The 25,626-nt window shown below is 42.1% G+C and carries 17 protein-coding genes; 11 read left to right on the forward strand and 6 right to left on the reverse strand.

The features are described from left to right. Positions 1-17: 17 nt before the first annotated feature. Entirely contained in the window at positions 18-2,204 is a 2,187-nt protein-coding gene (locus BCY91_RS03885) for a glycoside hydrolase family 3 C-terminal domain-containing protein (protein WP_220699424.1), read from the forward strand. A 168-nt stretch (positions 2,205-2,372) separates the two neighbouring features. Here BCY91_RS03885 and BCY91_RS03890 read toward each other — a convergent pair whose 3' ends face one another. From BCY91_RS03890 to mqnB, 3 genes are all read right to left on the reverse strand, one after another. Beyond that, the gene (locus tag BCY91_RS03890) at positions 2,373-4,820 is read right to left on the reverse strand and encodes a glycoside hydrolase family 95 protein (protein WP_120180712.1); all 2,448 of its coding nucleotides are present in this window, start codon (positions 4,818-4,820) and stop codon (positions 2,373-2,375) included. 118 nt (positions 4,821-4,938) lie between these two features. After that, a complete protein-coding gene (locus tag BCY91_RS03895) occupies positions 4,939-5,763 on the reverse strand; it encodes a menaquinone biosynthesis family protein (protein WP_120180713.1) in 825 nt (274 codons plus the stop codon). A 79-nt stretch (positions 5,764-5,842) separates the two neighbouring features. Then, complete coding sequence (gene mqnB, locus BCY91_RS03900) at positions 5,843-6,484, reverse strand: futalosine hydrolase (protein WP_120180714.1); 642 nt, start codon at positions 6,482-6,484, stop codon at positions 5,843-5,845. 399 nt (positions 6,485-6,883) lie between these two features. On the opposite strand from mqnB, the gene BCY91_RS03905 reads away from it, so the two are divergent. The 5 genes from BCY91_RS03905 (at position 6,884) to BCY91_RS03925 (ending at position 16,135) form a co-directional block, all read left to right on the forward strand. After that, positions 6,884-7,297 (forward strand): 6-pyruvoyl trahydropterin synthase family protein, encoded by a 414-nt coding sequence (locus BCY91_RS03905; protein ID WP_120180715.1) that lies wholly within the window; start codon positions 6,884-6,886, stop codon positions 7,295-7,297. 1 nt (position 7,298) lies between these two features. Beyond that, a complete protein-coding gene (gene folE, locus BCY91_RS03910) occupies positions 7,299-7,913 on the forward strand; it encodes a GTP cyclohydrolase I FolE (RefSeq protein WP_120180716.1) in 615 nt (204 codons plus the stop codon). A gap of 79 nt (positions 7,914-7,992) precedes the next feature. Next, on the forward strand, positions 7,993-8,877 hold the full coding sequence (gene fabD / locus BCY91_RS03915) for an ACP S-malonyltransferase (protein WP_120180717.1): 885 nt from the start codon (positions 7,993-7,995) through the stop codon (positions 8,875-8,877). 107 nt (positions 8,878-8,984) lie between these two features. Further along, complete coding sequence (locus BCY91_RS03920) at positions 8,985-12,686, forward strand: ATP-binding protein (RefSeq protein ID WP_120180718.1); 3,702 nt, start codon at positions 8,985-8,987, stop codon at positions 12,684-12,686. Then, positions 12,686-16,135, forward strand: a complete 3,450-nt coding sequence (locus tag BCY91_RS03925) for a hypothetical protein (RefSeq protein ID WP_120180719.1) — start codon at positions 12,686-12,688, stop codon at positions 16,133-16,135. Before BCY91_RS03920 ends, BCY91_RS03925 begins: the two co-directional genes overlap by 1 nt. Positions 16,136-16,207: 72 nt before the next feature. Here BCY91_RS03925 and BCY91_RS03930 read toward each other — a convergent pair whose 3' ends face one another. Continuing rightward, positions 16,208-17,113, reverse strand: coding sequence for a hypothetical protein (locus tag BCY91_RS03930; RefSeq protein WP_120180720.1), 906 nt, complete (start codon positions 17,111-17,113; stop codon positions 16,208-16,210). A gap of 176 nt (positions 17,114-17,289) precedes the next feature. On the opposite strand from BCY91_RS03930, the gene ruvX reads away from it, so the two are divergent. Continuing rightward, positions 17,290-17,712, forward strand: a complete 423-nt coding sequence (ruvX, locus tag BCY91_RS03935) for a Holliday junction resolvase RuvX (RefSeq protein WP_120180721.1) — start codon at positions 17,290-17,292, stop codon at positions 17,710-17,712. Here the strand turns inward: ruvX and kbl are convergent, their stop codons facing one another. After that, the gene (gene kbl / locus BCY91_RS03940) at positions 17,713-18,903 is read right to left on the reverse strand and encodes a glycine C-acetyltransferase (protein WP_120180722.1); all 1,191 of its coding nucleotides are present in this window, start codon (positions 18,901-18,903) and stop codon (positions 17,713-17,715) included. It lies immediately after the preceding gene. A 49-nt stretch (positions 18,904-18,952) separates the two neighbouring features. Between kbl and BCY91_RS03945 the strand changes: the two genes are divergently transcribed. Beyond that, on the forward strand, positions 18,953-21,172 hold the full coding sequence (locus BCY91_RS03945; RefSeq protein ID WP_182995299.1) for a DUF5686 family protein: 2,220 nt from the start codon (positions 18,953-18,955) through the stop codon (positions 21,170-21,172). Positions 21,173-21,311: 139 nt separating this feature from the next. Here the strand turns inward: BCY91_RS03945 and BCY91_RS03950 are convergent, their stop codons facing one another. Then, positions 21,312-22,169 carry a Cif family virulence factor gene (locus tag BCY91_RS03950; RefSeq protein WP_147387907.1) on the reverse strand — a complete coding sequence of 286 codons (858 nt, stop codon included), beginning with the start codon at positions 22,167-22,169 and terminating at the stop codon, positions 21,312-21,314. A gap of 229 nt (positions 22,170-22,398) precedes the next feature. Between BCY91_RS03950 and BCY91_RS03955 the strand changes: the two genes are divergently transcribed. From BCY91_RS03955 to uxaC, 3 genes are all read left to right on the forward strand, one after another. Further along, positions 22,399-23,160, forward strand: coding sequence for an SDR family oxidoreductase (locus tag BCY91_RS03955; protein WP_120180725.1), 762 nt, complete (start codon positions 22,399-22,401; stop codon positions 23,158-23,160). 57 nt (positions 23,161-23,217) lie between these two features. Beyond that, positions 23,218-24,048, forward strand: a complete 831-nt coding sequence (gene kduI, locus BCY91_RS03960; protein ID WP_120180726.1) for a 5-dehydro-4-deoxy-D-glucuronate isomerase — start codon at positions 23,218-23,220, stop codon at positions 24,046-24,048. Between the two features lie 112 nt (positions 24,049-24,160). Continuing rightward, positions 24,161-25,567, forward strand: a complete 1,407-nt coding sequence (gene uxaC, locus BCY91_RS03965) for a glucuronate isomerase (RefSeq protein ID WP_120180727.1) — start codon at positions 24,161-24,163, stop codon at positions 25,565-25,567. Positions 25,568-25,626: the final 59 nt, after the last annotated feature.

Here is a 25,626-nt window from a genome sequence, read left to right on the forward strand (position 1 = left end):
AAACAGAAATTGAATATATGAAACTATTAAAGCCTTTCCTTTTTTTGATGGCGCTAGGCGGCGCTACTGCGAGTATGGCACAAAGTACCGATGAAAAAATTGAAAATCTGATTAAGCAGATGACCTTGGAAGAAAAGGTTGCGATGATCCATGGCAATTCGTCGTTCACGTCTGGCGGTGTGCCACGGTTGGGCATCCCAGAGTTGGTAATGTCCGACGGTCCACATGGCGTTAGGCCCGAACATGGGCGTGATTGGGTGTTGGATAAAGATGTGGACGATGCAGGCACTTATTTGCCTACCGGCATGTCTTTAGCCGCAACGTGGAACAAGAATTTAGGTTATCAGTTTGGCCGTGTTTTAGGTAGCGAGGCCAATTATCGCGGTAAAGATGTGATTTTGGGTCCGGGTGTTAATATCATCCGCTCGCCTTTAAACGGCAGAAATTTCGAATACCTAAGCGAAGACCCTTATTTAGCGGCGAAAATGGCCGTAGGCTATATTAAAGGAGTGCAAGATGAGGGTATTTCGGCCTGCGTTAAGCATTATGCGGCAAACAACGAGGAGGTAGACCGCAATACCGTAGATGTTCACATGAGCGAGCGCGCCCTACGTGAAATTTACTTGCCCGCTTTTAAAGCAGCGGTGATAGATGCTGATGTTAATACGGTAATGGGATCGTACAACAAATTCAGGGGCGAGTTTGCCACGCATAACGAATATTTAGTAAATAAGATTTTAAAAGGTGAGTGGGATTTTGACGGGGTGCTGATGAGCGATTGGGGATCGGTACATAACACCAAAGAGGCTTTGCTAAAAGGAACAGATTTAGAGATGGGGACAGATTTGGTGCTATCCAGCAATAGCGTTTCGCAAACGGATGCCAGCGGTAAAAAGCTGAACCAAACCGTTTATGACCGCTTTTACCTTGCCGATCCGGCGATAGCCATGGTAAAAGATGGCAGCGTGCCAGAAAGTGTGATCGACGAGAAAGTGCGCCGCATTTTGCGCATCATGTTTAAAACAAATATGATTGATGCAAAAAGAAAAAAAGGAGAATATAACACCAAAGCACATCAAGATATCGCACTTAAAGTTGCAGAGCAGTCTATCGTTCTACTAAAAAACAATATACAGCTGTTGCCGCTTAAAAAATCGCTTAAAAGTATAGCGGTTATTGGTCAAAATGCTGTTCGCGAGAATGCAATGGGTGGCGGAAGCTCGCAAGTAAAAGCCAAGTACGAGATTACGCCTCTACAAGGTTTAAAAAATTTATTGGGAAATAAAACCACCATTAATTACGCCCAAGGTTATAAAATAGCGCGTGGGCAACAGGCAGACGCAAAAATGATTGCTGAAGCGGTTGATGTGGCCAAAAAAGCAGAAGTGGCCATTATTTACTGTGGCTGGACTCACGGTTACGATTACAGCAAGTGGAGCGATAATGCTTACGATGCCGAGGGCACTGATAAGCCGGATATGAACATGCCTTTTGGGCAAGATGAACTGATTAAGGCGGTTTTGAAAGCTAACCCAAAAACGATTGTGGTATTAATGGGCGGTGGCCCTGTGGATATGCGCCAATGGGAAACACAAGCACCGGCAATTTTGGAGGCTTGGTATCCGGGAATGGAAGGCGGAAATGCTTTGGCAAAAGTGATTTTTGGAGATGTAAATCCGTCCGGCAAACTGCCGCTTACCTTCCCTAAAAGTTTAGAAGATTCACCGGCGCACAAGCTGGGCGATTTTCCCGGAAAAAACGGCGTAGCTAATTATAATGAAGGGATTTTTGTAGGCTACCGTTATTTTGATACTTATAAAGTAGAGCCTGCCTTTGCTTTTGGACACGGACTCTCATACACAACTTTTGCTTACACCGATTTGAAATTGGCATCAAGCGGTGATAGCGTAAAGGTAAGCTTCAGCTTAAAAAATACTGGTAAAACCGCTGGTGATGAGGTAGCACAGATTTATGTATCGGTACCTGATTCAAAAATCAAGCGTGCCCTGCAAGAGCTTAAAGGTTTTGAGCGCGTAAATTTACAACCGGGCGAACAGAAAACTGTTGAGCTGGTTTTACCGGCAGATGCTTTTAAGTATTTTGATGAAGAAAAAATGGATTGGGCGCATGAAACGGGAGATTATGCCATTTTAGTTGGCTCCGCTTCAGATGCGATAAAGCTGCGCGGCAAAATAGCTTTGTAGTTTTTTGCGTTAGGAAAATCGCCCAATCCCGAACCCGGGATTGGGCGATTTTTTTCGCCACTGCCTGTCCTTAGAGTTCCGAAGGGTCTCTATGGATTTGAGAATGGAGAAGCGTCTCAGGCCATTATTAACCCCAGAAACAAACTCATAATTTCTCATCTATTGACTTTAAAAACTCACCCCAATCTGATATACTTTCCCTTTTACCGTATCAAAGGTGGCGCGGTAATAGGTTTTCCCATTTAGCTCAAAACTTTCTTCAACTACGTTCACGGCATCAATTTTCAGCTTTACATCGCTCAACAAAACGCATTTACCGCCTGCTCTCGATTTTATCAAAGCATTTTGCAGTTGATGGTTTTGCCATTTCATATCCACTTCAAAATTGCCGCGTGCCACCAAGCCCTTAGCTTCGCCACTTGTCCAGGCATTTGGTAAGGCCGGTAAAAGTTGTATAAATCCTAGCTGACTTTGCAAAAGCATTTCTGTAATTCCGGCTGTTGCACCAAAATTTCCATCAATTTGGAAAGGCGGGTGCGTATCAAATAAATTGTTTAGCGTGGAGTTTTTTAATAGTTCCTGATACATTTTATAAGCATGATCGCCATCTAACAAGCGCGCCCAAAAGTTAATTTTCCAAGCCTTGCTCCAGCCGGTACCACCATCGCCACGTACCTGCAACGTTTTTTGAGCCGCCTCCGCCAAATCTGGCGTTAAAAAAGGAGAAATTTGCCTCCCCGGATGCAGGCCAAAAAGGTGAGAAACATGGCGGTGGTGCGGATCCTCATCCTCCCAATCCCCATACCACTCCATTAAATTTCCCTTTTGCCCGATTTTTAAGGGGTGCAGTTTTGCCTGTTTTTGTGCAACAACTCGTAAATATTCGGCATCAATGCCCAGCACCTTGCCCGCCTCTCGCATATTCTCAAATAAATCCCAAATAATTTCCATGTCCATTGCCGAGGCAATAGTGACCGTACCTTTATATCCTTTAGGGTGCAGATACACATTTTCCGGCGAGGTAGAAGGTGCTGTAACCAATTCTCCATTGTGCTCCACCAGCCAGTCCATGCAAAAATCTGTTGCAGCTTTCATAATCGGGTAGGCGGTTTGGCGCAAATAGTTGGTGTCGCGCGTAAAGCGGAAATGCTCAAATAAATGTTGCGAAAGCCAAGGGCTCCCTAAGGACCAATTGGCCCATTTGGGGTCGCCGCTTCCCTCGCCAACGGGGTTGGTTTGTGCCCAAATATCCGAGTTGTGGTGCGCCGCCCAACCCTTCATATGGTAATAATTTGTTGCGGTGGCTGTGCCGGCGATGGCCATGTTTTCTATCTGTTTAATCAGCGGAAGCGTTAGCTCACTTAAATTGCATTGCTCTGCTGGCCAATAATTCATCTGCAAATTAATGTTTGTAGTATAGTTGCTGCGCCACGGCGGGCTTAGTAACGGGTTCCAGATGCCTTGCAAATTGGCGGCCGGACTGCCCGGCCGGGAGGAAGAAATCAATAAATATCGGCCGTACTGGTAGTACAAACGTTCTAACCCTGCATCTTGCGGATTTTTTTTGTATGCGGCTAAACGCTGGTCTGTTGGTAAGTGCACGTGTGCTTCATCGCCATCTAAACTTAAATCAGCGCGGTTAAAATAAGATTTATAATCTGCCAAATGTGCCGTAAGCAGTTGTAGATAACTTAGTTTAGCTGCCTTTGCCAAATCGTTATCAAGGGCTAATTTTTCGTTTTTCCCATCTTTATCTGGGCAAACGTTAAAGCCGTTAAAAGAGGTTTGTGCGCCAATTAACAATACCACCTCGCTGGCGTTTTTAAAATGCATTAAGCTGTCGGTTGTTAAAATGCCATCGTTAGAAAGTACTTTTACGCGCCACTCAAAGCGCATTCCCGCACAGTTTTCTTCATCGGCAAACAAAGATGAAGCATTGGCATAGCTGTTAATTTGGGCCTTACCGCTTAACACCAATTCTTTGTTTTTGTTAATGTACGATTGATGTTGTAAAGGATGTGCGTTGCCGATAGAGAAGTTGAGCGCCTTTTTTTTGCTAGCTGTTAGTTTAAGCACCATCACCTGGTTTGGGAATGATGAAAATAGGCTGCGCTCGTAATTTACACCGTTAACGCTAAAATTGGTTTTGGCTATGGCCGATGAAATATCCAAAGAGCGGGTGTAATTTTCTACTTTCCCGTTTAGCGTCTGATTCAGTTTTAAATCGCCCAAAGGCTGATATTTTTCGGTATCAGGGCCTTGCATTTTTTTTAGCAATCCTATTGCTTTTGGAATGCTGTCGTTAAATAATGCCGAGCGTACCAAAGGCAGATATTTATAAGATTCTGGGTTTGGGTTAAGGTTATCCGGGCCACCGGTCCATAAAGTTGCTTCATTTAGTTGGATAAGCTCGTGGTTAACACGGCCAAAAATCATAGCGCCCAAACGCCCGTTGCCAATGGGTAAAGCTTCGTTCCAATTGGTTGCAGGCTGTTTATACCAAAGCGTATTTTTGTTAAATGCGGCTTTGGGCTGTGCCGTAAGGTTTAACGATAAGCATAGCAAGCTTATGGCAGAAATGGTTTTCTTTAAAAATTGATAGGGCTGACGAATCATGGGGTTTTTCTAGAATATAATCGGTTTCTAAATATACACAAGCGCCGTTCAATCCGGAAATTAATGTGAAAAACCCAGAAGCGAAATCCTGTCGGGTTTCAAAAAAGTATTAAAAAGCTTACAGAAATAAAGCTTGTTGCGGTTTGGGGATAATCCCTTTTTCTTCTGCCTGTGTAAATAAAGTTTGTATGGCGTTTTTGCCTTCCAGGCCTAAGTCTACCGAATATTTATTCACATAAAGATCTATATGTTTATACATCACCTGTTCATCCATTGCTTGTGCGTGCGTGCGTATAAAGGGCAAAGCCGATTTAGGGTTGGCAAAAGCGAATTCAACAGATTTTCGGATCAAACGGTTAATCTTCTGCTGAATTTCGGTTGGCATATCTCTTTTAATCACAATACCGCCCAAAGGGATGGCGCATTGTGTGTTTTCTTCCCAAAATTCGCCCAAATCTTTCACTTTTTGCAGGCCCTTATCCTGATAAGTAAAGCGATTTTCATGAATAATTAGTCCTAAATCTATTTCGCCGTTCAATAGCTTTTCTTCAATATCAGAAAATAGCATTTCCACTTTATTTTGTAGCTGTGGGTAGGCCAAGCTCAACAAAAAATTAGCGGTGGTGTATTTGCCCGGGATGCCAATTTTAAGATTTGGATTGGCAAGATTTTGCGGATTTTTGCAAATAAGTAAGGGCCCAACGCCGAAGCCTAAGGCACTGCCGGCATCTAAAAGCACATATTTTTTTAAAGCGTAGGCGTATGCGTGGTAGCTTAGTTTGGTGATGTCAAGCTCGCCACGGAAGGCTTTTTGGTTTAGCGTTTCTACATCGTCAAAAAACACTTCAAATTCTACACCTTCGGTATCAATTTTATGGTGGATGAGTGCGTCAAAGATAAAAGTATCGTTGGGGCAAGGAGAAAATCCTAGAGTTAGTTTCATGTGTCCGTTTTTTCGGTGTTCGTTTGTTTGATGTTTTTTCCTGAGGTTCGCAGATAGCTGGCCTCCGGCCGCAGATTCTTCACAGCCGCGCCAAATTTTCTATCAGCCAATCGTTCAGGTTTTTGACGGCTAAAGGCAGGTTCCAATTGTCGCGGTTGCGTTTTTCTACATAGTTAGAAATGGTTCGCAGCTGCAATGCAGGCACTTTAGCTTGTTGGCAGGCATAAAAAAACGCGGCGCCTTCCATAGATTCTATGGTGGGGTTAAGCCTTTGGCTAATGCGCAAAATGCTGTCTTCATTGCCATGTACCGTATTTACGGTGATGCCGGTAACGGTACGGATATCCGTATCCAGTTTTAGTTGGTCAGTGCCGTAAAAAATCACATCGCCAAGGCCCATCTGTTCTAAAGAGATAAACTCTTCGTCGTCCTCGGCACCCAGTTCGGCTAAAATATCTTCGCGCACTTCCACCAGCTGTCCAATTTTTATATTTCTAGAAAAACTGCCGGCAATGCCTACGTTTAAAGCCAAATCAAAATTGTTTTGCGTAAATGCTTTGCCCAGGGCGTAGGCGGTTGCCGTCATCCCAACGCCAGAGATAAGCAAATGTACGCGGTGTGTGCCGATATTTATAGGATCGGCGATATGCCTGTTTGCCCCAAAACACTCTACAAAAGGAGCGATTTCTTGGTAGGTGGCAGCAAGCAATAGAATTTCCATAGCCAAATTTAAGGCTTATCGCCGAAAAGGAGAACTTATTGTAAAATCGTTATCATTGGCTAACCAACCAGTAAGTTACCGGTTGGTTAGTTACTCATCGGTAAGTTATGCAAGAAGAAATTTTACCTCCTTTATTGTTTAGTAATATGACTGATTCACAACATTTTACCATAGAAAGGAAGATTTGATTAGGCTAAAAACTAATTTAACATCGCATTTAAATAACATTATTACTTCGCCCAGAAGGTGTGCCTAAAATAAGTTTTGGTACATTTTGACCAAGCGCTTTCACGTCAGGTTTAGAGTTGCCGGGGCCTATTTTGTAATTTAATTAGCGCCGGTTTTGCTTAGGCGAATTAAAAATAATCCTTTACGTATATTTGCCCTTATTTTCAAAAAATGATATACATCACAAGAAAGGAACATTTTAACGCCGCGCACAAACTTTACCGTGAAGATTGGACATTTGAAAAAAACGAAGAAGTGTTTGGCCGTTGCGCCAATACCAACTGGCACGGCCACAATTACGATTTGTTTGTGACCGTTAAGGGTCAAATAAACGAGGATACGGGCTTTGTGATTGATTTAAAAGATCTTAAAAAGCTGATTGTTGAGCACGTGGTTGATAAATTAGATCATAAAAATTTAAATATCGACGTTGATTTTATGCGCGGCAAAATGGCGTCAACAGAGGTTTTGGCAGTAGAGATTTGGAAACAGCTGGCCAGTAAAATAAAAGAAAAAGGCGCCGCTTTACACTGTGTAAAACTTTACGAAACTGCCAACAACTACGTAGAATACTTTGGAGAATAACATGAGCGAACAACAGGAAACGGGTTATCAGAAGATAGATAGGTATAACACGGAGGTAATCAGTGATATTGCCGGCCATTACAAGCAAATATTAAGCGATATTGGGGAAGATCCAAACCGCGAAGGGATTGTAAAAACGCCCGAACGTGCGGCTAAAGCTTTGCAGTTTTTAACCCACGGTTATGATTTGGATGCTGCCGAGATATTAAAATCGGCGATGTTTAAAGAAGAATACAGCCAGATGGTGATTGTAAAAGACATTGAAGTTTATTCTTTATGCGAGCACCATTTACTCCCGTTTTTTGGCAAAGCGCACATCGCTTACATCCCAGCCGGGCATATTGTGGGGCTTAGTAAAATTCCGCGAGTGGTAGATGTTTTTGCGCGGCGTTTGCAGGTGCAAGAGCGTTTAACAAATGAAATACGCGACTGTATACAAAACACCCTAAATCCGGCCGGCGTGGCCGTGGTGATAGAGTGTAAACACATGTGTATGAGCATGCGCGGTATCCAAAAGCAAAATTCGGTAACTACAACATCCGCCTTTACCGGCGCTTTTAGTAACGATAAAACCCGCTCGGAATTTTTGAGGTTAATTAGTGCCGATTTAGCCTAAACCTCTAGTATTTTCCAGAAAATAGAATTACTGCAAACCAAACACATCCAAAAAGGTTATTTAATATAAAAACACGCGAATGAAAGCATACGTATTTCCAGGGCAAGGCGCTCAGTTTGTGGGCATGGGGAAAGATTTGTACGACAATTCTGACCTTGCAAAACAACTTTTTGAGCAGGCGAATGAAATTTTGGGTTTCCGCATTACTGATGTAATGTTTAACGGCACAGATGAAGACTTAAAGCAAACCAAGGTTACACAGCCCGCTATATTTTTACACTCGGTAATTTTAGCCAAGGTGTTAGGTTCAGATTTTAAGCCGGATATGGTAGCCGGACACTCTTTAGGCGAGTTTTCTGCTTTAACAGCCGCAGGCGCACTTTCTTTTGAAGATGGATTAACGCTAGTTGCCAAACGAGCCAACGCCATGCAAAAAGCCTGTGAAATTCAGCCCTCCACCATGGCTGCGGTTTTAGGTTTGGATGATTTTACCGTAGAGGATATTTGCCAGCGCGTTAGCGACGTGGTAGTGCCTGCGAACTACAATTGTCCGGGCCAATTGGTGATTTCTGGAAGCATCGCTGGCATAGATAAGGCTTGCGAATTGTTGCTTGAAGCTGGCGCAAAACGCGCTTTAAAATTAAACGTGGGCGGCGCCTTCCACTCGCCTTTAATGGAAGCGGCAAAAGTAGAGCTGGAAACAGCAATTGTGGCTACAGAGATTAAAGAACCCGTTTGCCCAATTTACCAAAACATTGATGCTAAACCTTATATTGACGTAAACAGCATCAAACATAATTTGATTGCACAGTTAACGGGTTCTGTAAAATGGACGCAAACGGTAAAACGTATGTTAGAAGATGGCGCTACATCTTTCACAGAAGTTGGTCCGGGAAGTGTTTTGCAGGGTTTAGTTAAAAAAGTAGATCGCTCTATACCAACAGAAAGTGCTTCTATTACATAAGCAGAAATAAAAAAAGCAGAAACGGGGGAGTTTCTGCCTTTTTTGGCTTGATTTTAGGCTAACAATCACAAATTTTTAGGCTACCGTTAAACCAAACGCTCAATTCATTGAAAACCTCTACTAAAATACGCTGGCTTCTTTTTTTAGTTACCCTTGGCCTGTTCGCAACATCCCTCACGGCCAGGTGGGCATCTACACAATTGATAAAGCTGTACGATATTGCCGACGATATTAGCGATCGCTTAGCCCAAAAAGAAAAAGAGGTTTACCGGTTTTTAGCACAAGTACAGGTAGGCAAGCTTAAAGATGTGGTTAAAGACCCTCAAAAAGCTTCCAAAATATTAAACCATTTTAGTGATCGCGATATATTTTTCCAGATTTATCAAAACAACCATCTGGTGTTTTGGTCAGATGCTGTAATAAGTGCCAGTAACCCAAAGCAATTTAAAGAAGGTGCTAGTTTTGAAAATTACAGCACCGCCAGTTACGAAGTAATCAAAAAAACAGATGGAGATGTTGTAGCGCTGTTTTTTATCCCGATAAAATCACAGCTCCCGTTTAGAAACCAATATCTTAATAATGACGATTCTAAAGATTTCGTTATCCGCAATGCGCAGATAGAAATTGCCGGTATTAATGATGCAAACGTTATCGACATTAAAAATAAAGACGGTAAATACCTGTTTTCTATAAAAAAGGCATCGCAAGAATACCAGATACCTTATACCGGTATAGAGATTTTGATGTGGGCTTTTGGCATGTTTACCCTTTTGCTGCTTATCAACAGCGTTTGCAAGTATTATGCAGATTCGGGCTATCCTTTGCTGGCTTGGCTTGGCTTGGGTATAGTATTGGTGATTTTGCGCTATTTGGGGCTTGCATACCATTTTCCGCCGGCGCTGTATAGCTTGCATTTGTTTAATCCGGCGCTTTTTGCTTCTAATTTCTATTTCCCTTCTTTTGCAGACTTATTGCTCAACGTATTTTTTCTGCTGTGGTTTGTCGCTTTCGCCTACTCCTATAAAAACAGACTGTTTAAACCTATAAAAAACAAATTTATAGGCCTTTGTATATTTATTTACAGCGCGTTTTTTATCGCCTTGCTATCCTTTGTTTATTCGGATGTGTTTTTTGGTCTGGTGTTCAACTCTAACATCAATTTCAAGGTTTCTAACCTTATCAACCTCAACTACCTTAGCTTTTTGGGCATTTTTGCGGTAATGGTGGCATTGTTATGCTATTATTTGATGATAGATTTACTGGTGAACCTAACAGTTTATATAGAGCTTACACTAAAAACTAAAAAGATTGCCCTGCTGGTTTTGCTGCTCACTTTCATCGCCTTCACCTTATCTTTCCATCAAAGCTCGGTATTTTATGTGCTGGTGTTTTCGCTCATCCTCATCTCTATAAAAGTAAATTACCAGCCCAGTTCTGATGCGTTTTTACCTGCAATTGTTTTAATTGCGTTCATTTTTGCCACTATCGTGTCTTTAAAGCTAAACGCTTACGAAACCTTTAAGCAACAGGAGATTAAAAAAACGCTATTGCTAAAAATTTCGGGCGATGAAGACCCCAACGCTTCTATTGCTTTTAATGAGCTGGAGAAAAATATCATTACAGACCTTTACCTGTCAAACTTATTGACCGGTAAAAGCGAGAATAATACGAGGCTAAACGCCCACATCAGCAAATATTACCTTACAGATTATTTAAGCAAGTTTGATTATAAGGCTTATTTGTATAACCAAACCGATTCGTTAGTGAGCGCGGGCCAACAGGTTGATATTTTAAAGTTTAAGCAACAGGTAGAAAACTCGGCGCTTAAAGTAAGCAATTACTTTTATAAGCTTAACAACACCTTTGGCTATCAAAGCTATTTTGCTATTATCCCTATTAAAAAAAGTGGCGTTCATGAAGGTACTTTGGTGTTAGAGTTAAATTCTAAACGGCTTTCGGAAAACGGTGCTTTTCCGCAATTGATGCAAAACGGCAATGTTAACCAAAATGCGGCACTTAGTGGTTATTCTTACGCTTTTTATCAAAACAGAAAACTGGTAAGCCAAAACGGATTTTTTATTTACGATTTGATAAACCCGTTTGGGCAAAGTGCACTTAAAAAGTTTATGGTGCTCAATAAAAACGGGTTCGAGCATTTAATTTATAAGCCAACAACAAACACCACGGTTGTGGTTACCAGTGAAGCCAGTACTTTTTGGCGCGAGTTAGCTTCCCTGTCGTTCTTTTTTATCATATTTTTTGTTTTTGCTTTACTGGTAAGCTCGTACAAATGGTTGTTTATCGGTTTCGGAAGTTATACCCTAAATTTTGGCCGCCTGCGCCGTAAAATACTGGCTACCAACAACAAAATATTGTACAAAACGCGCATACAGGTGGCCTTGGTGCTGGCCGTGGTTAGTTCTTCGCTAATTATCGGTATCATCACGTTTTCTTATATCTCTATCCAATACAAACAACAGCAAGAAGATTTTATAAAGAGTAGAATACGCACCATTAGCGATGCTTTTGAAGACAGTGTATTTAGCAACTCCGATTATTTTACGCCACAAACCGGCATTGAGGCTTTTGAGCAGTTTTCTAAGCTTTACAATACCGATTTAAACTTTTATGATGTCAACGGAAGGCTCATTTACTCTACCCAATATAAAATTTATGCGGTGGGCCTGGCGGCAGATAGGATGAACCCCACGGCTTATCTGAACCTGAAAATTAAGCAGAAATCTGAATTTATACAGGATGAGGCCATTAACCAGTTGAAATTTACATCGGCATACATGCCTATCAAAAACAAAAAAAATAATGTTATTGCCTACCTGGGCTTGCCATATTTCGCTAACCAAGATGATTATAACCAAAAAATAGGCACTTTCTTAAACCTGTTAATCAATATTTACGTGTTGGTTTTTGTGGTTATCGGCTTTTTTGCCTTTGTGGTAGCCAATCAAATTACTTCGCCTTTAAGCCTAATTCAAGAGAGTTTTTCGCAAGCACGTGCAGGTTGGCACAATACACCCATCCGCTGGAAACGCGACGATGAAATTGGAAGTTTGATAGCAGAATACAACGCTATGCTTGAAGCGCTGGAAGAAAACGCCAATAAACTGGCACAAAATGAACGTGAAACCGCTTGGCGCGAGATGGCAAAACAGGTAGCGCACGAAATTAAAAATCCGCTTACGCCTTTGCGTTTGGGCATACAGATGCTGGACCGTGCCTGGCGCGAGAAGGACGAGCAGTTTGATGCCAAGTTCCAGAAGTTTAGCAAATCTTTTTTAGAACAGATTGATAGCTTAAGCCGTATTGCCTCGGAGTTTTCGAACTTTGCGAAAATGCCCGAGCTAAAGCTTGAGCGGGTTAATTTGCTGGAGGTAATTAATAAGGCGATTGAAGTTTTTAGCCAGATGGAGCACATCCAGATCAATTGCGACGAAGCAGCGTTAAGTAATTGTTTTATCCGGGCAGATAAAGACCAGCTCTTGCGCAGCTTCAATAACTTATTAAAAAATGCCATTGAGGCAGTGGCCGATGGAAAAGACGGTATAATTAATATCTCTGGGCAACAAGGAAACGGGAAGGTGGAAATCCGCTTGAGCGATAACGGATCTGGGATACCGGTAAATTCGCGGAGCAATATTTTTGTGCCAAATTTTACCACAAAAAGCTCTGGCACAGGTTTGGGCTTGGCCTTTGTAAAACAGGCAATTCAAAATATAAACGGAAATATCTATTTTACCACAGAAATTGATGTAGGCACCACATTCTACATCACTTTACCCGTGGTTAGCTGATGGTAAATAAATGGATAATCGGTTTTGTGCTGTGTTTTGCATCGCTGGCCGCTTATGCACAACAAAACCCCAGTTTTGTTTTAAAAAAAATTGCCGTGGCAGATTCTGTACAGTTGGACACGCTCAGCATCTTGCCCAGCAGTTTTAAAATAACTTCCGGTGCTTTGGCAATTAGCCCAACTTTTTATAACATCAACTTCGCATCTGCAAAATTAAAGTGGCTACAAAAGCCATCGGCAGATTCTGTTTGGGTTAGCTACCGCACCTTGCCCGTTTTGCTGGCTAAGCGCGTGTTCTATAAAGACCCAAAATTGTTGGAAGAAGAGGTGATTAACAACCGCCCCTACATTTATCAGGTTAAAAAAGAGGAAAGCGGCATTTTCAATTTTGAAGGTTTTAACAAAAGTGGAAGCATCTCTCGGGGGATAAACTTTGGCAACAACCAAGATTTAGCCGTGAATTCTAACTTGGTATTGCAACTATCCGGCAAAATAGGTAATGATATTGAACTTTTGGCGGCTATATCTGATGACAATTTGCCCATTCAGCCGGATGGCAATACCCAGCAGATTAATGATTTTGATAAAGTTTTTATCCAACTGAAACGCAAGGAAGCCACTTTAATCGCCGGCGATTATGAATTGCGCCGCCCCGATAGTTATTTTGCCAATTATTTTAAACGCACGCAAGGCATCAGCGCAAGCAATGTTTTTACGGATAAAAAAAACCGTAGCTACCAAAGCAGCCTAGCTTTGGCAGTGGCCAAAGGCCGATCTGCCCGCAACAGCTTCAACGGCATCGAGGGTAACCAAGGGCCATACCGCTTGCAAGGCAATAACGGCGAGCAGTATATTATTGTTTTGTCGGGCACAGAGCGCGTTTTTATTGATGGCGTTTTGCAACTGCGCGGGCAAGACAATGATTACGTTATTGATTATAACACGGCCGAACTTACTTTTACCACCAAACGGCTAATTACGCGCAACTCCAGAATTGTGGTAGAGTTTGAATATTCTGATAAAACCTACGCGCGCAGTTTGTACCAGTTTAACCAAGGTTTTCAATCAAAAAAGTTAAAACTGAATTTTAATTATTATAGCGAGCAAGACAATCCTAACAAACCTATTTTGCAGGATTTAAACGATGCGCAAAAGAACTTTTTGCAAGGCATTGGCAACAACATTAGTCAAGCGGTTTTCCCTAACGTGGATAGCGTTGCTTTTAATGAGAACGAAATTTTGTACCGCAAAACAGATTCTTTGGGCATTGCCGATGTTTATGTGTACAGCGTTGATCCGCAAGAGGCGAGGTATCGGGTTGGTTTTTCGTATGTTGGCAATAATAGTGGCAACTATCGCTTGGACGTAAACTCGGCCACAAACGGACGGGTCTATACTTTTATAGCGCCCCAAAACGGCATCCCGCAAGGAGATTATTCGCCGGTAACTTTATTGGTAACACCCAAAAAACAACAGCTAATTACGCTTAACGCGGATTATAAATTAAGCAAAAGGACTCAGTTTTTTACAGAAATAGGCTTTAGTGATAACGATGTAAACCTTTTTTCTGATTTGCAAAATGGCCAGAACAAAGGTTTGGCTTATAAAGTTGTGGCCAAAGATGTACGCCTGCTAAGCGGAAACGACAGCACGGGTTTAAAATTAAAAAGCAGTGCCAGTTACGAGTATGTGAACCAGCAATTTAAACCCTTAGAACGTTACCGCCCGGTAGAGTTCGACAGAGATTTTAATATCAATACCGCGGCTTTGCCAACCGCTGATGAACATTGGGCAACTTTTAATTTGCAACTGTATAAATCGGATCAAAAAAATGTGGCTTACGGATTATCACATTTTAATCGCGGAAGCTATTACCAGGGTTTGCAACAGGCTTTAGGAGCAAATTACCGCGTTAAAAATTTTGAGGGCAGTTATGCCGCTACGCTATTGCACAGCAATTCTTTAGCAAACGATGGGCAGTTTTATCGGCAAGCTTTTACGCTGAAAAAGCGGTTCAAATATTTTGAAGCAGGTTTCAATTTTAATGAAGAAAACAACCAGACCAAAAGCGAGCTTACGGATACCTTAACTTTGCAATCCTTTGCTTTTAGGGCTTACGAATATTTTGTGAAATCGGCAGATACGGCTAAACGCGCATTCTTGCTCTCTTACAACCAAAGGTTTGATCAGTTGCCCAACGGAACTGCGTTGCAAGATTTTTCTAAGGCCAACACCTTTGCCGGAAATTTGATGCTTGCCAAAAATGCCAATTCCAATTTAGCGTTGAATGCCACCTACCGAACACTTACTTACCTAAATACCGACACGTTAAATAAAAACGAAGAAACCTTGCTGGCGCGGATTGATTATAATTTTAATGGCTTAAAAGGTTTGTTGAGTTTGCAGTCGTTTTACGAATTGGGTACGGGGCAAGAACCTAAACGCGAGTTTGTTTATCTGGAAGTGGCGGCGTCGCAAGGTGTTTACGCGTGGATAGATTATAACAACAATGGGGTAAAGGAACTGAATGAGTTTGAGGTTTCAAAATATCCGGACCAAGCAAAATATATTAAAGTTTATAGGCCAAATAACCAGTTTGTAAAGTCGAATTTTACCAATATTAACCAAACCATCACTTTAAACCCAGCCCGCATTTTGCGCGATAAGGAAGCAAGCTGGGCAAAGTTGCTCGCTAAATTTTCTAACGTCACTTCGTTACGGATCAATAAAAAGTTGTTGAGCGGAAACGGCCTGGTGCTTAACCCCTACCAAACGAATATCAGCGAAGCCGATTTAATTTCGCAAAGTTCGTTTATAAGAAGTACGTTGTTTTTTAACCGCAGCAGCCCAAAGTTTGGGTTAGATTTAGGTACGCAGCGTTTGGCCAGTAAGCAATTGCTCACCAATGGTTTCGACAGCAGGAGCGGAGAGGAGCAGAATTTGCGTATAAGATGGAATTTTGTGCGCAAAACCAATTTCAACCTTAACCTGCGCAAGGGCGATAAAGTGTATAGCTCGCAACTATTTAGTGAGCGTAATTATCAGATAGGTTTTTGGGAGCTGGAACCAGAGCTGGGCTACCAGTTTAATGTGAATTTAAAAAGCGCGGTTAAAGCCAGTTTTAAGCAACAGCAAAATGCAAAGGCTTTAGGTGGCGAAGAAACGTTTAACAGCCGTTTAGGCGCCGAGTTGCGTTATAACTTGGTGAAACAAGGCACGCTAACATCGCAGTTTAGTTTTATCAACAACAGTTTTAAAGGCGCCAACAACACATCTATTGCTTATGAGCTTTTGGATGGTTTGCAACCGGGCAAAAATTTAACATGGTCTTTGGGTTTCCAGCGCACCATATCTAACGGCATCCAGCTCAACTTTTCTTACGAGGGCCGAAAATCTGCTTCCGTAAAAGCTATACATACCGGTGGGGTGCAGGTGAGGGCTTATTTTTGATTGTGTGTAGGAGACAAAACGCAAAAAAACCTGCTTTTTAGGGCAGGTTTTCGGTATCTGATTTTTTTGTTTTTATTTTAAATTGAAAGTGCCACGTCCCATGGTATAACCATCGGCGTACAAAATTACCGTGTAGTTGCCGGGCTCAAAAGGGTTGCGGTTTACCCAATCTAAAGTGAATATTTTAGCTTCGCCGTTAAATTCAATCGCGGTTTTGTAGGTGTACTGCAAAGTTTGGTCGTTAGCCATAAAGGTACCGCCCTCGCCAATGATTAAGTTACCGGCCGGGTCCAAAACACGCATGTAAATATCATGAGTGCCTTTTTCTGCAATTGGGTTGGTGTTTATTGCAAATTGTACCTTAATTTTTTGAGCCGTATTGGCACGAGTAACGTTAGTTTCGCGGCCGTTGTTTTTTATACGGAAAGCCACAATATCAACAGATGAGGTTTTTAAGGCAGCACCGGCTTTTACACGTACATTTAACGAGTCGTTACTGCGGCTCAGCTTATCTGCCAGCTGTGTTACATTGCTCACCGTAGTTTTTAGGCTGTCGCGTTCGCCTGCTAACTCTTGGTTTTTCTTAGTTAAGTCATCAATATCTTTGGCGTATTTGGTAACAAAGTAGCGTAGCTGTTTTACATCTTCTTTAGCACGGGCAAGTTCGCCGGCGGTAAGTTTGCCTTTGCTCAAGGCCTCTCTTAATTGCGCAATTTTTGCTTTTAGCTCTTCGTCTTTTAGCTTTAGCTCGTCAGACAGTTCGCCGGTAGCGCTGGTTGCCTGCTCAAGTTCTGCTTCCAGCTTTTCAAGCTCTGTTTGTAAAGCGGTTTTCTCATCGCTAACGGTTACAATACGTTGGTCCGATTTGTTTTTTTGAAAGTAGAGGTAAACGTTGGTCCCCAATAAAGCCACAATAACTGCAATAAGGAAATAAATTTTATTGGTGTCCTTTTTCTTTTTTTGCTCTTGACTGTCCATTTTTTGTGTGTGATCTATTTGCCCAAATAAACAAAAATTGTTCCACTAAACTCACTAATTTATTTATAAATTGTCGTCGATACAATTAAATTATTAAACGAAGTTTTAATGTAAATCATATACAAACCTGTTTAAGCTTTAATTTTTTTAGCTTTGCGCGATATAAAATCCAAATTATGGGCAGATTAATGGCTTTTGATGTAGGCACAAAAAGATTAGGGATAGCCGTTACGGACCCCCTGAAGATGTTTGCAACTGCGTTGGAAACCATCCACCCAAAAGATTTGGAAAGCTATTTAAAAAAATACCTGCAAACACAAGAGGTAGAGATCTTTATAGTTGGCGAACCCAAGCAAATGAACGGCACTCCGTCCGAATCTATCCAACATGTTAAAGGTTTTGTCACTCTACTTAAAAAGCACTTTCCGGATATTCCAGTAGTTATGATGGATGAACGTTTTACCTCTAAAATGGCATCGGCTGCCATCGCGCAAAGCGGCTTAAAGCGCAGCGACCGGCAAAATAAAGCGTTGGTAGATAGCGTAGCAGCCACCATCATCCTACAATCGTACCTGGAAAAACTGAGCTTAGGCTTCTGATTATTTAAGAACGCCCAGCTGTCGGCCTATTTTCACAAAAGCTTGGATGGCTTTTTCCAAATGCTCCTGCTCATGCGCTGCAGACAGTTGCACCCTTATGCGAGCTTGCCCTTTTGCCACCACCGGATAATAAAAGCCGATAACATAAATTCCTTCGTCCAGCATTTTAGAGGCAAAATCTTGCGCTAGCTTCGCATCATAAAGCATCACGGGCACAATAGGATGTTTGCCGGGTTTAATATCAAAACCGGCTTCAGCCATTTTTTGCCTAAAATATTGCGCATTACGCTCCAGCTTGTCTTTTAAGGTGCTACTTTGCCTCAATAAATCCAAAACTTTGATAGATGCACCTACAATAGCGGGCGCAAGCGTATTCGAAAACAGGTAGGGGCGCGAGCGTTGCCTTAGCAGCGCTACAATTTCTTTTCGTGCGGCGGTAAAGCCCCCAGAAGCGCCGCCCAGTGCTTTGCCTAAAGTTCCGGTAATGATATCCACGCGGTCCATCACCTCGCAATATTCGTGCGTCCCCCTGCCGGTTTTTCCCAAAACGCCGGTGCTGTGCGAATCGTCGACCATTACTAAAGCCTCGTAACGGTCTGCCAAATCACAAATCCTGTCCAATCGGGCAATGGTACCGTCCATAGAAAAAACACCGTCGGTCACTATAATCCGGTGCCGTGCGCCAGTGGCCGCTTGCAGTTGTGCTTCCAAATCTAACATATCGTTATGCTTGTACCTTAGGCGCTGCGCTTTGCATAATCGCACACCATCGATAATGGAAGCATGGTTAAGCTCATCGGATATAATGGCGTCTTGTGCATCAAACAATGGTTCAAAAACACCCCCGTTTGCGTCAAATGCAGCAGCGTATAAAATGCAGTCCTCCATGCCTAAAAAATCGGCTAGCTTTTGTTCCAGTTCTTTATGGATGTCTTGCGTACCGCAGATAAACCGCACCGATGCCATTCCAAAGCCCCGTTGGGCTATCGCATCTTTTGCTGCTTGGCAAACTTGTGGGTGTGCAGCTAGGCCCAAATAATTATTGGCACAAAAATTAATAACCTCTAAACCGTTGTTAACTTTAACCTGGGCGCTTTGCTTGCTAGTAATAATTCGCTCTTGTTTGTACAATCCGGCGAGTTTTATATCGTTAAGTTCTTTTTCTAGAACAGGTTTTAAAGTTTTATACATATTATTGGTTTTTGCTGGTGATAAACTAAAATTAGGTATTCCATTTTTGATGAGAGAATTAGGGCGTGTAAAGCATCAATTTTTTACAAACAAAGTTTGCCGTTTTATGGGCGGTTTTTTGGTTTGCTTTGTGCTTTTGGACATTAATTCTAACTGCTTTGCTCGCACATTTTCTACGCCAAAAGATTCGGTAAATTGGTTAAACCAGTTTATGGCAGATGTAATTAAACTGCAAAAAACCAGACGTAAACTGTCTTTTACCAACGATGCCTATATCAAAAACCACTTGATGCTGGACCACGGGCCAAAAAGAATTTTCGGGAAAAGCATTAAATATTACAGCGGTATCAATAACAATCAGCTGGTTTGGTTAAACGAATCTTTCTCTCGGTTGCATTATGATAAAGATATAGGTTATAAAGAACGCGTAAATGCCACAAAAAGTTACGGCAAATATCCGTCTTGGGAGTTCAAAAGCGCGGCGCAACTTAGCTTAAATTTTAGTCAGGATTTGGTGAGGCTCGAATCGTTAAGCGATAAAAGCTTTGTATCGCCCTTGGCCCAAAATGCCATGCGTTATTACCAGTACAATTTGGTAAGTAAAAATGCAAAAGAGCTTACCGTTGAGGTGGTGCCAAAGCATCGTTTTTCGCCTACGTTTAGTGGTTACCTCACCTTTAACATTAACAATTGCGCCTTAAGATACCTGGATTTAAAAATCAGTGGCGATAAGGGCATCAACTTTATTGATACTTTACAGGTAGTGCAAGATTATGGCCGCGAAGATATTGTACCCTTTTATACCTTGCTGAAATACAAAGGCGATGTGTTGAAATTTTATTTTTCGGGAAGCAGCCAGGCTGTATTTAGCGACAATACCGGCAAACCTGATTTTTTCAAGGATTTTAAACCTGCCGAGGTGGTGCAAGACGATAATTCGGCATCGCATTCCGGCGTTCTAAAGCTTCACCGGAAAGTGCCTTTAACTTTACAAGAACGGTTGTCTTACGAACATCAGGACTCTTTGAACATAAGGCGAAAAGAAAGGCCTATTGTAGATTCTTTGGAAAACCTAGCACCGCGCTTAAATATTTTGCCGCTTTTATTTAGCGAGAAAATTTACACCAGCTTAAATAAAAGACGCGCAATTGTTTTAGATCCCATTGTACCGGCTTTCTTTTTTAACACCGTAGAAGGCTTCGGTATCAATTACGGTGTATCATTTTTTAAATTTAACCAAAACAACACCAGCTGGTCGGTTTCGCCGCGCTTGCGCTACAGCTTTGATAATAAAGAGCTTAACTCGGATTTATCTGCCTCTTGGTATTACAAACCTAAAAAACGGGGAACGCTCAATTTTAGCATAGGCAGCACTTATATGGATTTAAACCCCAACGGCAGCTTAACCACGCTGCAAAACACGCTGAACACTTTGTTTTTTGAGCAGAATTTTATGAAGCTTTATCGCAAGGAGTATGTAAGCACCGGCATAGGGCGAGAGTTGGTGGGCAATTTATACCTTTCGGTAGGTACAGAGTTGGCGCGTAACTACTCGGTAACCAATACCAAAGATTTTGTTTTTAGGGATATTAAAGAACGCAATTTTAGCTCAAACAACCCGATTTCGCCCAGCGAAGAAGATAAGCTTTTTCCGGTTTATAACTCTTTTTACTTCAACTCGTCGCTCATTTACACACTTAAACAGCCTTATATTACTAAAGATGGCGTTAAAATTTACAAACTGCCGCAGGGGCCACGTTTTGTGCTGAGCTTTAAAAAGGGTATTTCCGGTGTGCTTAATTCACAGTCGGATTATACCTACGGCGAGGTAGAGATTCAGCAAGAAAAATTAGATATGGGTTTGTGGGGTTATGGTTCATATTCGGTTTCGGCCGGTAAATTTTATAATGCGCGCAGTATTTATTATCCCGAGTGGAGGCACTTTAGCGGTAACTTGGCTTTAATTTTTAACCCCGGTTTGCGAAGCTTTCACCTGCTAAACTTTTATACCTACAGTACCAACCGTTACTTTTACGAGGGCCACTTTGAACATAATTTCAACCAATTTTTCTCTAACCGTGTGCCCTTATTGCGCAAGTTAAAGTTACAAGAACTGCTGGGTGGCGCCTATTTGTACCAGCCAGAAAAAGGGAATTATTTTGAAATGTATGTAGGCTTAAAAAGAGTGGTTTTCCGCGCCGATTATGCAGTAGCCTTTGATAAACGCGGCGTGCTGAACCAAGGGTTTAAAATATCTTATAATTTTTGATTTAGTAACGAGATGTTAGTAGCAAGTAACAAGTATCAAGACGTTAGTATCAAGTCGCCCGTTCACCATCAACCACCGCCCATTAACCATCGCCCATCGTCCATCGTCCATGGACTATTGACTATTAACCATCGCCCATTCACTCCTTCATATACATATCCACAATCACATACCATTTCATATCGTCGCCAATGCGCCAAATGCGCACGTAATTGTATTTGAGTGCGCCAATGCTCGCTTTTCCATTAGTATAGGCAATATCGCCGCTAATGGCACGGTCTGTAAAAGTAGGGTACGATATAACGTGCTGGTTTTTATTATCGATGAATGCCACAGCGTTTTTTAAACCCAAAATGGGTTGTTCGCCCGGGAAATATAGCCTCACATCGGGCGCGTAAAATTCTTTAAAATGCTTGTTGCCGGTTTCTTTTAAAGATTTGCCGAATAAAAAATCGGTGGTGTACACAATGTCCTCGCGCATTTTGATCTTTTTTGGGCCCAGCAACTTTGAATATTCATAATTTACCGGATCAACAAACTGGGGTAAAATGGTGGCGCCAGGCTTCGGGTGGCCAATGCCGGCATCTAGCTCTAACTTCCACTTTTTGTTTTTTCCGGCTTTCCATACCGATATATAATGTCCGTATTGGGTTTTCAGACTGTCTTCAAAAGTGTAAAGCCCAGTGGTAAATCCAAAATAGCCACTTTTAGAGATCATCGCCAGCTCGGGCTTCCAGCTCAGTTTGGCGTTTATAGGCTTTTGCTTGCTGTAAAAATCTATGATGTTTAGGGCGTTTGGTCTAAAAACTACCCCCCGTCGTCCTGCTACATCTATAAACGCCTGGTTAATGCCTTCTTTTTCCACCAGTTGGTTAAAGTAAGCTTCCATGCGTATCAAAGAGCTTACCGTTCCGTTGGTTTTTTGTGCAACAGCCGTAGGACTAATAAAGATGGTTAGGCAAAAAAAAGGAAGGCTGTTTTTTAGGAAGGTATTCAAAAATCGGATCATTTAAAAAATTGAAATTAATAAATCAGGATGCTGTGCGCAAAGACAGTACCATAAGCTTTTGGAACGAAACCGATTGCCACCGTTTTCCGGAAACGATTGCATAAATAAAAACCTGCTTTTGGTTCCCAAACACCTTAAAAATGATTAATCTTGTTAAGTCTGTTAATTTACCAGCGTGTAAATTAACGTTTATAGATTCTAAAAATTAAAAAATAAGATGAATTTGTTTGATTTAAGCGGGAAAATTGCCCTTGTTACCGGTTGCAATAAAGGGATAGGTAAGGGCATGGCCTTAGCTTTGGCGCAAGCTGGTGCAGATATCATTGGGGTTTCGGCAAGCATGGCTTTAAGTGGTAGCGATACCGAAAAAGAAGTGGAGCAACTAGGCCGTAAATTTAAAGCATATCAATGCAATTTTGGCGATAGGGCATCGCTAGAAGCTTTTATAGAAAAGGTGAAGGCAGAAAACCCCGTGATTGATATATTGGTGAACAATGCCGGTACTATCCAACGCGCACCTATTGCAGAGCACCCGAATGATATGTGGGACAATGTGCTTTCCATCAACCTGGATGCACCGTTTATTTTAACCCGTGAAATAGGAAAAAGAATGGTAGAACGCGGTTCGGGTAAAATCATCTTCACGGCTTCTTTGCTTACTTTCCAAGGGGGCATCACCGTGCCGGGCTATGCGGCTAGTAAAGGTGCAGTGGGCAGTTTGGTGAAGGCTTTTGCCAACGAGTGGGCATCAAAAGGCGTTAACGTTAATGCGGTTGCGCCAGGTTATATTGCTACAGATAATACCACTGCTTTACGTAACGACGAAGAAAGAAGCAAATCTATCCTATCGCGCATACCTGCCGGCAGATGGGGCACGCCAGAAGATTTTGGTGGCGTAACCGTTTTCTTGGCGTCAAAAGCTGCGGATTATGTACACGGTTCTATCATCACTGTTGATGGTGGATGGATGGGAAGATAGGTTAAGGAGTGAGGTGTAAGTTAGGGGTGCAAAAACATTTTTAAAAAGATCAAAGACATGAAACAGAGATATCATAACAGCCAGAAAGAGGTAAAAGGAATGAACACATCAGAATTGCGCGAGCAATTTCTGATTGAGGATTTAATGACCAACGGTGAAATTAAGCTCACCTACAGTCATTACGACCGTATTATTGTGGGGGGTGCAGTACCTACCAACGGGAGTTTAGCTTTAGAGAATTTCCCGATGTTGCGTGCCGAATTTTTCTTGGAAAGAAGAGAAATGGGCGTAATTAACGTAGGTGGCCACGGTAGCATCAGCGTTGACGGTAAAGCATACGATTTAGCTAAAAAAGACTGTTTATACATTGGCAGAGGAAGTAAAGAAATTAGTTTTTCTTCTAAAGACGCCGGCACACCTGCCGAATTTTACATCTTATCTGCACCGGCGCATAAAGAATATCCTACCACTTTAATGAAAGAGGCAGATGCTACACCGGTTACTTTAGGTTCCGCAGAAACTTCAAACCACCGTACTATTTACAAATATATCTACGCAGATGGTATCCAAAGCTGTCAGTTGGTAATGGGTTTAACTACCTTAAAAACAGGTAGCGTTTGGAACACCATGCCATCGCACGTGCACGATAGAAGAATGGAAGCCTATTTCTATTTTGATTTAGCGGCAGACCAAACCATTTTCCACTTCATGGGCGAACCACAAGAAACCCGCCACATGACGGTGCACAACAACCAAGCTATCATCAGCCCGCCATGGTCTATCCACTCTGGTTGCGGTACTTCTAACTATTCCTTTATTTGGGGTATGGGTGGCGAAAACCAAGACTACGGCGATATGGACGCAGTGGCCATTACAGATTTGAAATAATTAACATATAAGCCCCCCTTTTTCATTGTTAAAATTGGTTAGGTTCTGATGAAAACTTTCGGGGGGCTTCTTAACACATCGCGGAAACGCGAAGAACGATAAATGTACTAAAATGATAGACGGAAACGTAATTCCAGATGATTTTTTGCTGTATTCTGAAAGCGCCAGAAATCTTTACCACAACTACGCTAAAGATTTACCGATAATCGATTACCACAACCACTTGCCTCCGCAAGAAATAGCAGAAGGTAAAAACTTTAAAACCATGGCCGAGATATGGTTAAAAGGCGACCACTACAAGTGGCGCGCGATGCGTACCTTGGGCGTTGACGAGCGTTACATTACCGGTGACGCTAGCGACGAAGAAAAATTTATGGCTTGGGCAAAGGTAGTGCCGGCAACAGTGCGTAATCCTTTGTTTCACTGGACCCACATGGAGCTTAAAAGGCCTTTCGGAATCAACAAATTTTTAAACGAGAAATCGGCAAAAGAAATTTACGAGCGTGGCAACGAGCTTTTGGCACAGCCAGATTTTAACACGCAGGGCTTGCTTAAAAAGTTTAAGGTAGAAATGGTGGGCACCACAGATGATCCAACCGATTCTTTGGAGTACCATAAAGCTTTGCAGTCGCAAAATATCGGCATCAAGGTAAAGCCATCCTTCCGTCCGGATAAGTCATTATTTATCCACGACCCGGCTACTTACCGTCCTTACATCAAAAAACTTTCTGAGGTATCGGGCATCCAAATTACCGATGTGGATTCTTTAATTGCCGCTTTGCGCAATCGTATCGAGTTTTTTGCGGCGCACGGTGCTTCCATATCAGACCACGGCTTAAACAAAATACCTTCAAAAGTTACTTTAACAGATGCGCAAAAACGCGAGTACGAACAATTTTTGAAAGGCGAAGTGGCCGAGTTTTCAGATGCGGATGCTTTTGCAGGATACGTGTTAACAGAGCTGGCCAAAATTTATCACGAGAAAGGTTGGGTACAGCAGTTCCACCTAGGCGCCATCCGTAACAACAACCACGGCATGTTGCGTAAATTGGGTATGGATACGGGTTACGATTCCATTGGCGATTATCCGCAAGCGCAAAGCTTATCTAACTTCTTGGGCAACTTAACTTTAGAAGATAAATTAGCCAAAACCATCATTTACAACCTTAACCCGGCAGACAATGATGTTTTTGCCACCATGATTGGCAACTTTGCAGATGGTAAAACCAAAGGCAAAATCCAGTTTGGTTCTGGCTGGTGGTTTTTGGACCAAAAAGACGGAATGGAAAAACAGCTGACCTCATTATCTAACATGGGCGTGCTAAGCACATTTGTTGGGATGCTGACAGATTCGCGTAGCTTCTTATCGTACCCGCGTCACGAGTATTTTAGACGTATCCTTTGTAACCTTTTAGGTAGCGAGATGGAGAACGGCCAGGTGCCTAATGACGAAAAATGGATTGGTGGCATCGTATCCGATATTTGTTACTACAACGCTAAGGAATACTTCGGTTTGTAACAGATTTCGCCATAACAAAAACACAGAGTAGGCACGGCGTTAACAGTTTGTGCCTATTT

Origin of the sequence: Pelobium manganitolerans (assembly GCF_003609575.1) — a bacterium.
GTDB lineage: Bacteria > Bacteroidota > Bacteroidia > Sphingobacteriales > Sphingobacteriaceae > Pseudopedobacter > Pseudopedobacter manganitolerans.

Coding starts and splice junctions, on each gene's coding strand:
- folE (WP_120180716.1), top strand. CDS start 7,299: ATGAGCGAACAACAGGAAACGGGTTATCAGAAGATAGATAGGTATAAC.
- BCY91_RS03925 (WP_120180719.1), top strand. CDS start 12,686: ATGGTAAATAAATGGATAATCGGTTTTGTGCTGTGTTTTGCATCGCTG.
- kduI (WP_120180726.1), top strand. CDS start 23,218: ATGAAACAGAGATATCATAACAGCCAGAAAGAGGTAAAAGGAATGAAC.
- mqnB (WP_120180714.1), bottom strand. CDS start 6,484: ATGGAAATTCTATTGCTTGCTGCCACCTACCAAGAAATCGCTCCTTTT.
- uxaC (WP_120180727.1), top strand. CDS start 24,161: ATGATAGACGGAAACGTAATTCCAGATGATTTTTTGCTGTATTCTGAA.
- BCY91_RS03945 (WP_182995299.1), top strand. CDS start 18,953: ATGAGAGAATTAGGGCGTGTAAAGCATCAATTTTTTACAAACAAAGTT.
- BCY91_RS03885 (WP_220699424.1), top strand. CDS start 18: ATGAAACTATTAAAGCCTTTCCTTTTTTTGATGGCGCTAGGCGGCGCT.
- fabD (WP_120180717.1), top strand. CDS start 7,993: ATGAAAGCATACGTATTTCCAGGGCAAGGCGCTCAGTTTGTGGGCATG.
- BCY91_RS03895 (WP_120180713.1), bottom strand. CDS start 5,763: ATGAAACTAACTCTAGGATTTTCTCCTTGCCCCAACGATACTTTTATC.
- BCY91_RS03890 (WP_120180712.1), bottom strand. CDS start 4,820: ATGATTCGTCAGCCCTATCAATTTTTAAAGAAAACCATTTCTGCCATA.
- BCY91_RS03955 (WP_120180725.1), top strand. CDS start 22,399: ATGAATTTGTTTGATTTAAGCGGGAAAATTGCCCTTGTTACCGGTTGC.
- ruvX (WP_120180721.1), top strand. CDS start 17,290: ATGGGCAGATTAATGGCTTTTGATGTAGGCACAAAAAGATTAGGGATA.
- BCY91_RS03905 (WP_120180715.1), top strand. CDS start 6,884: ATGATATACATCACAAGAAAGGAACATTTTAACGCCGCGCACAAACTT.
- BCY91_RS03930 (WP_120180720.1), bottom strand. CDS start 17,113: ATGGACAGTCAAGAGCAAAAAAAGAAAAAGGACACCAATAAAATTTAT.
- kbl (WP_120180722.1), bottom strand. CDS start 18,903: ATGTATAAAACTTTAAAACCTGTTCTAGAAAAAGAACTTAACGATATA.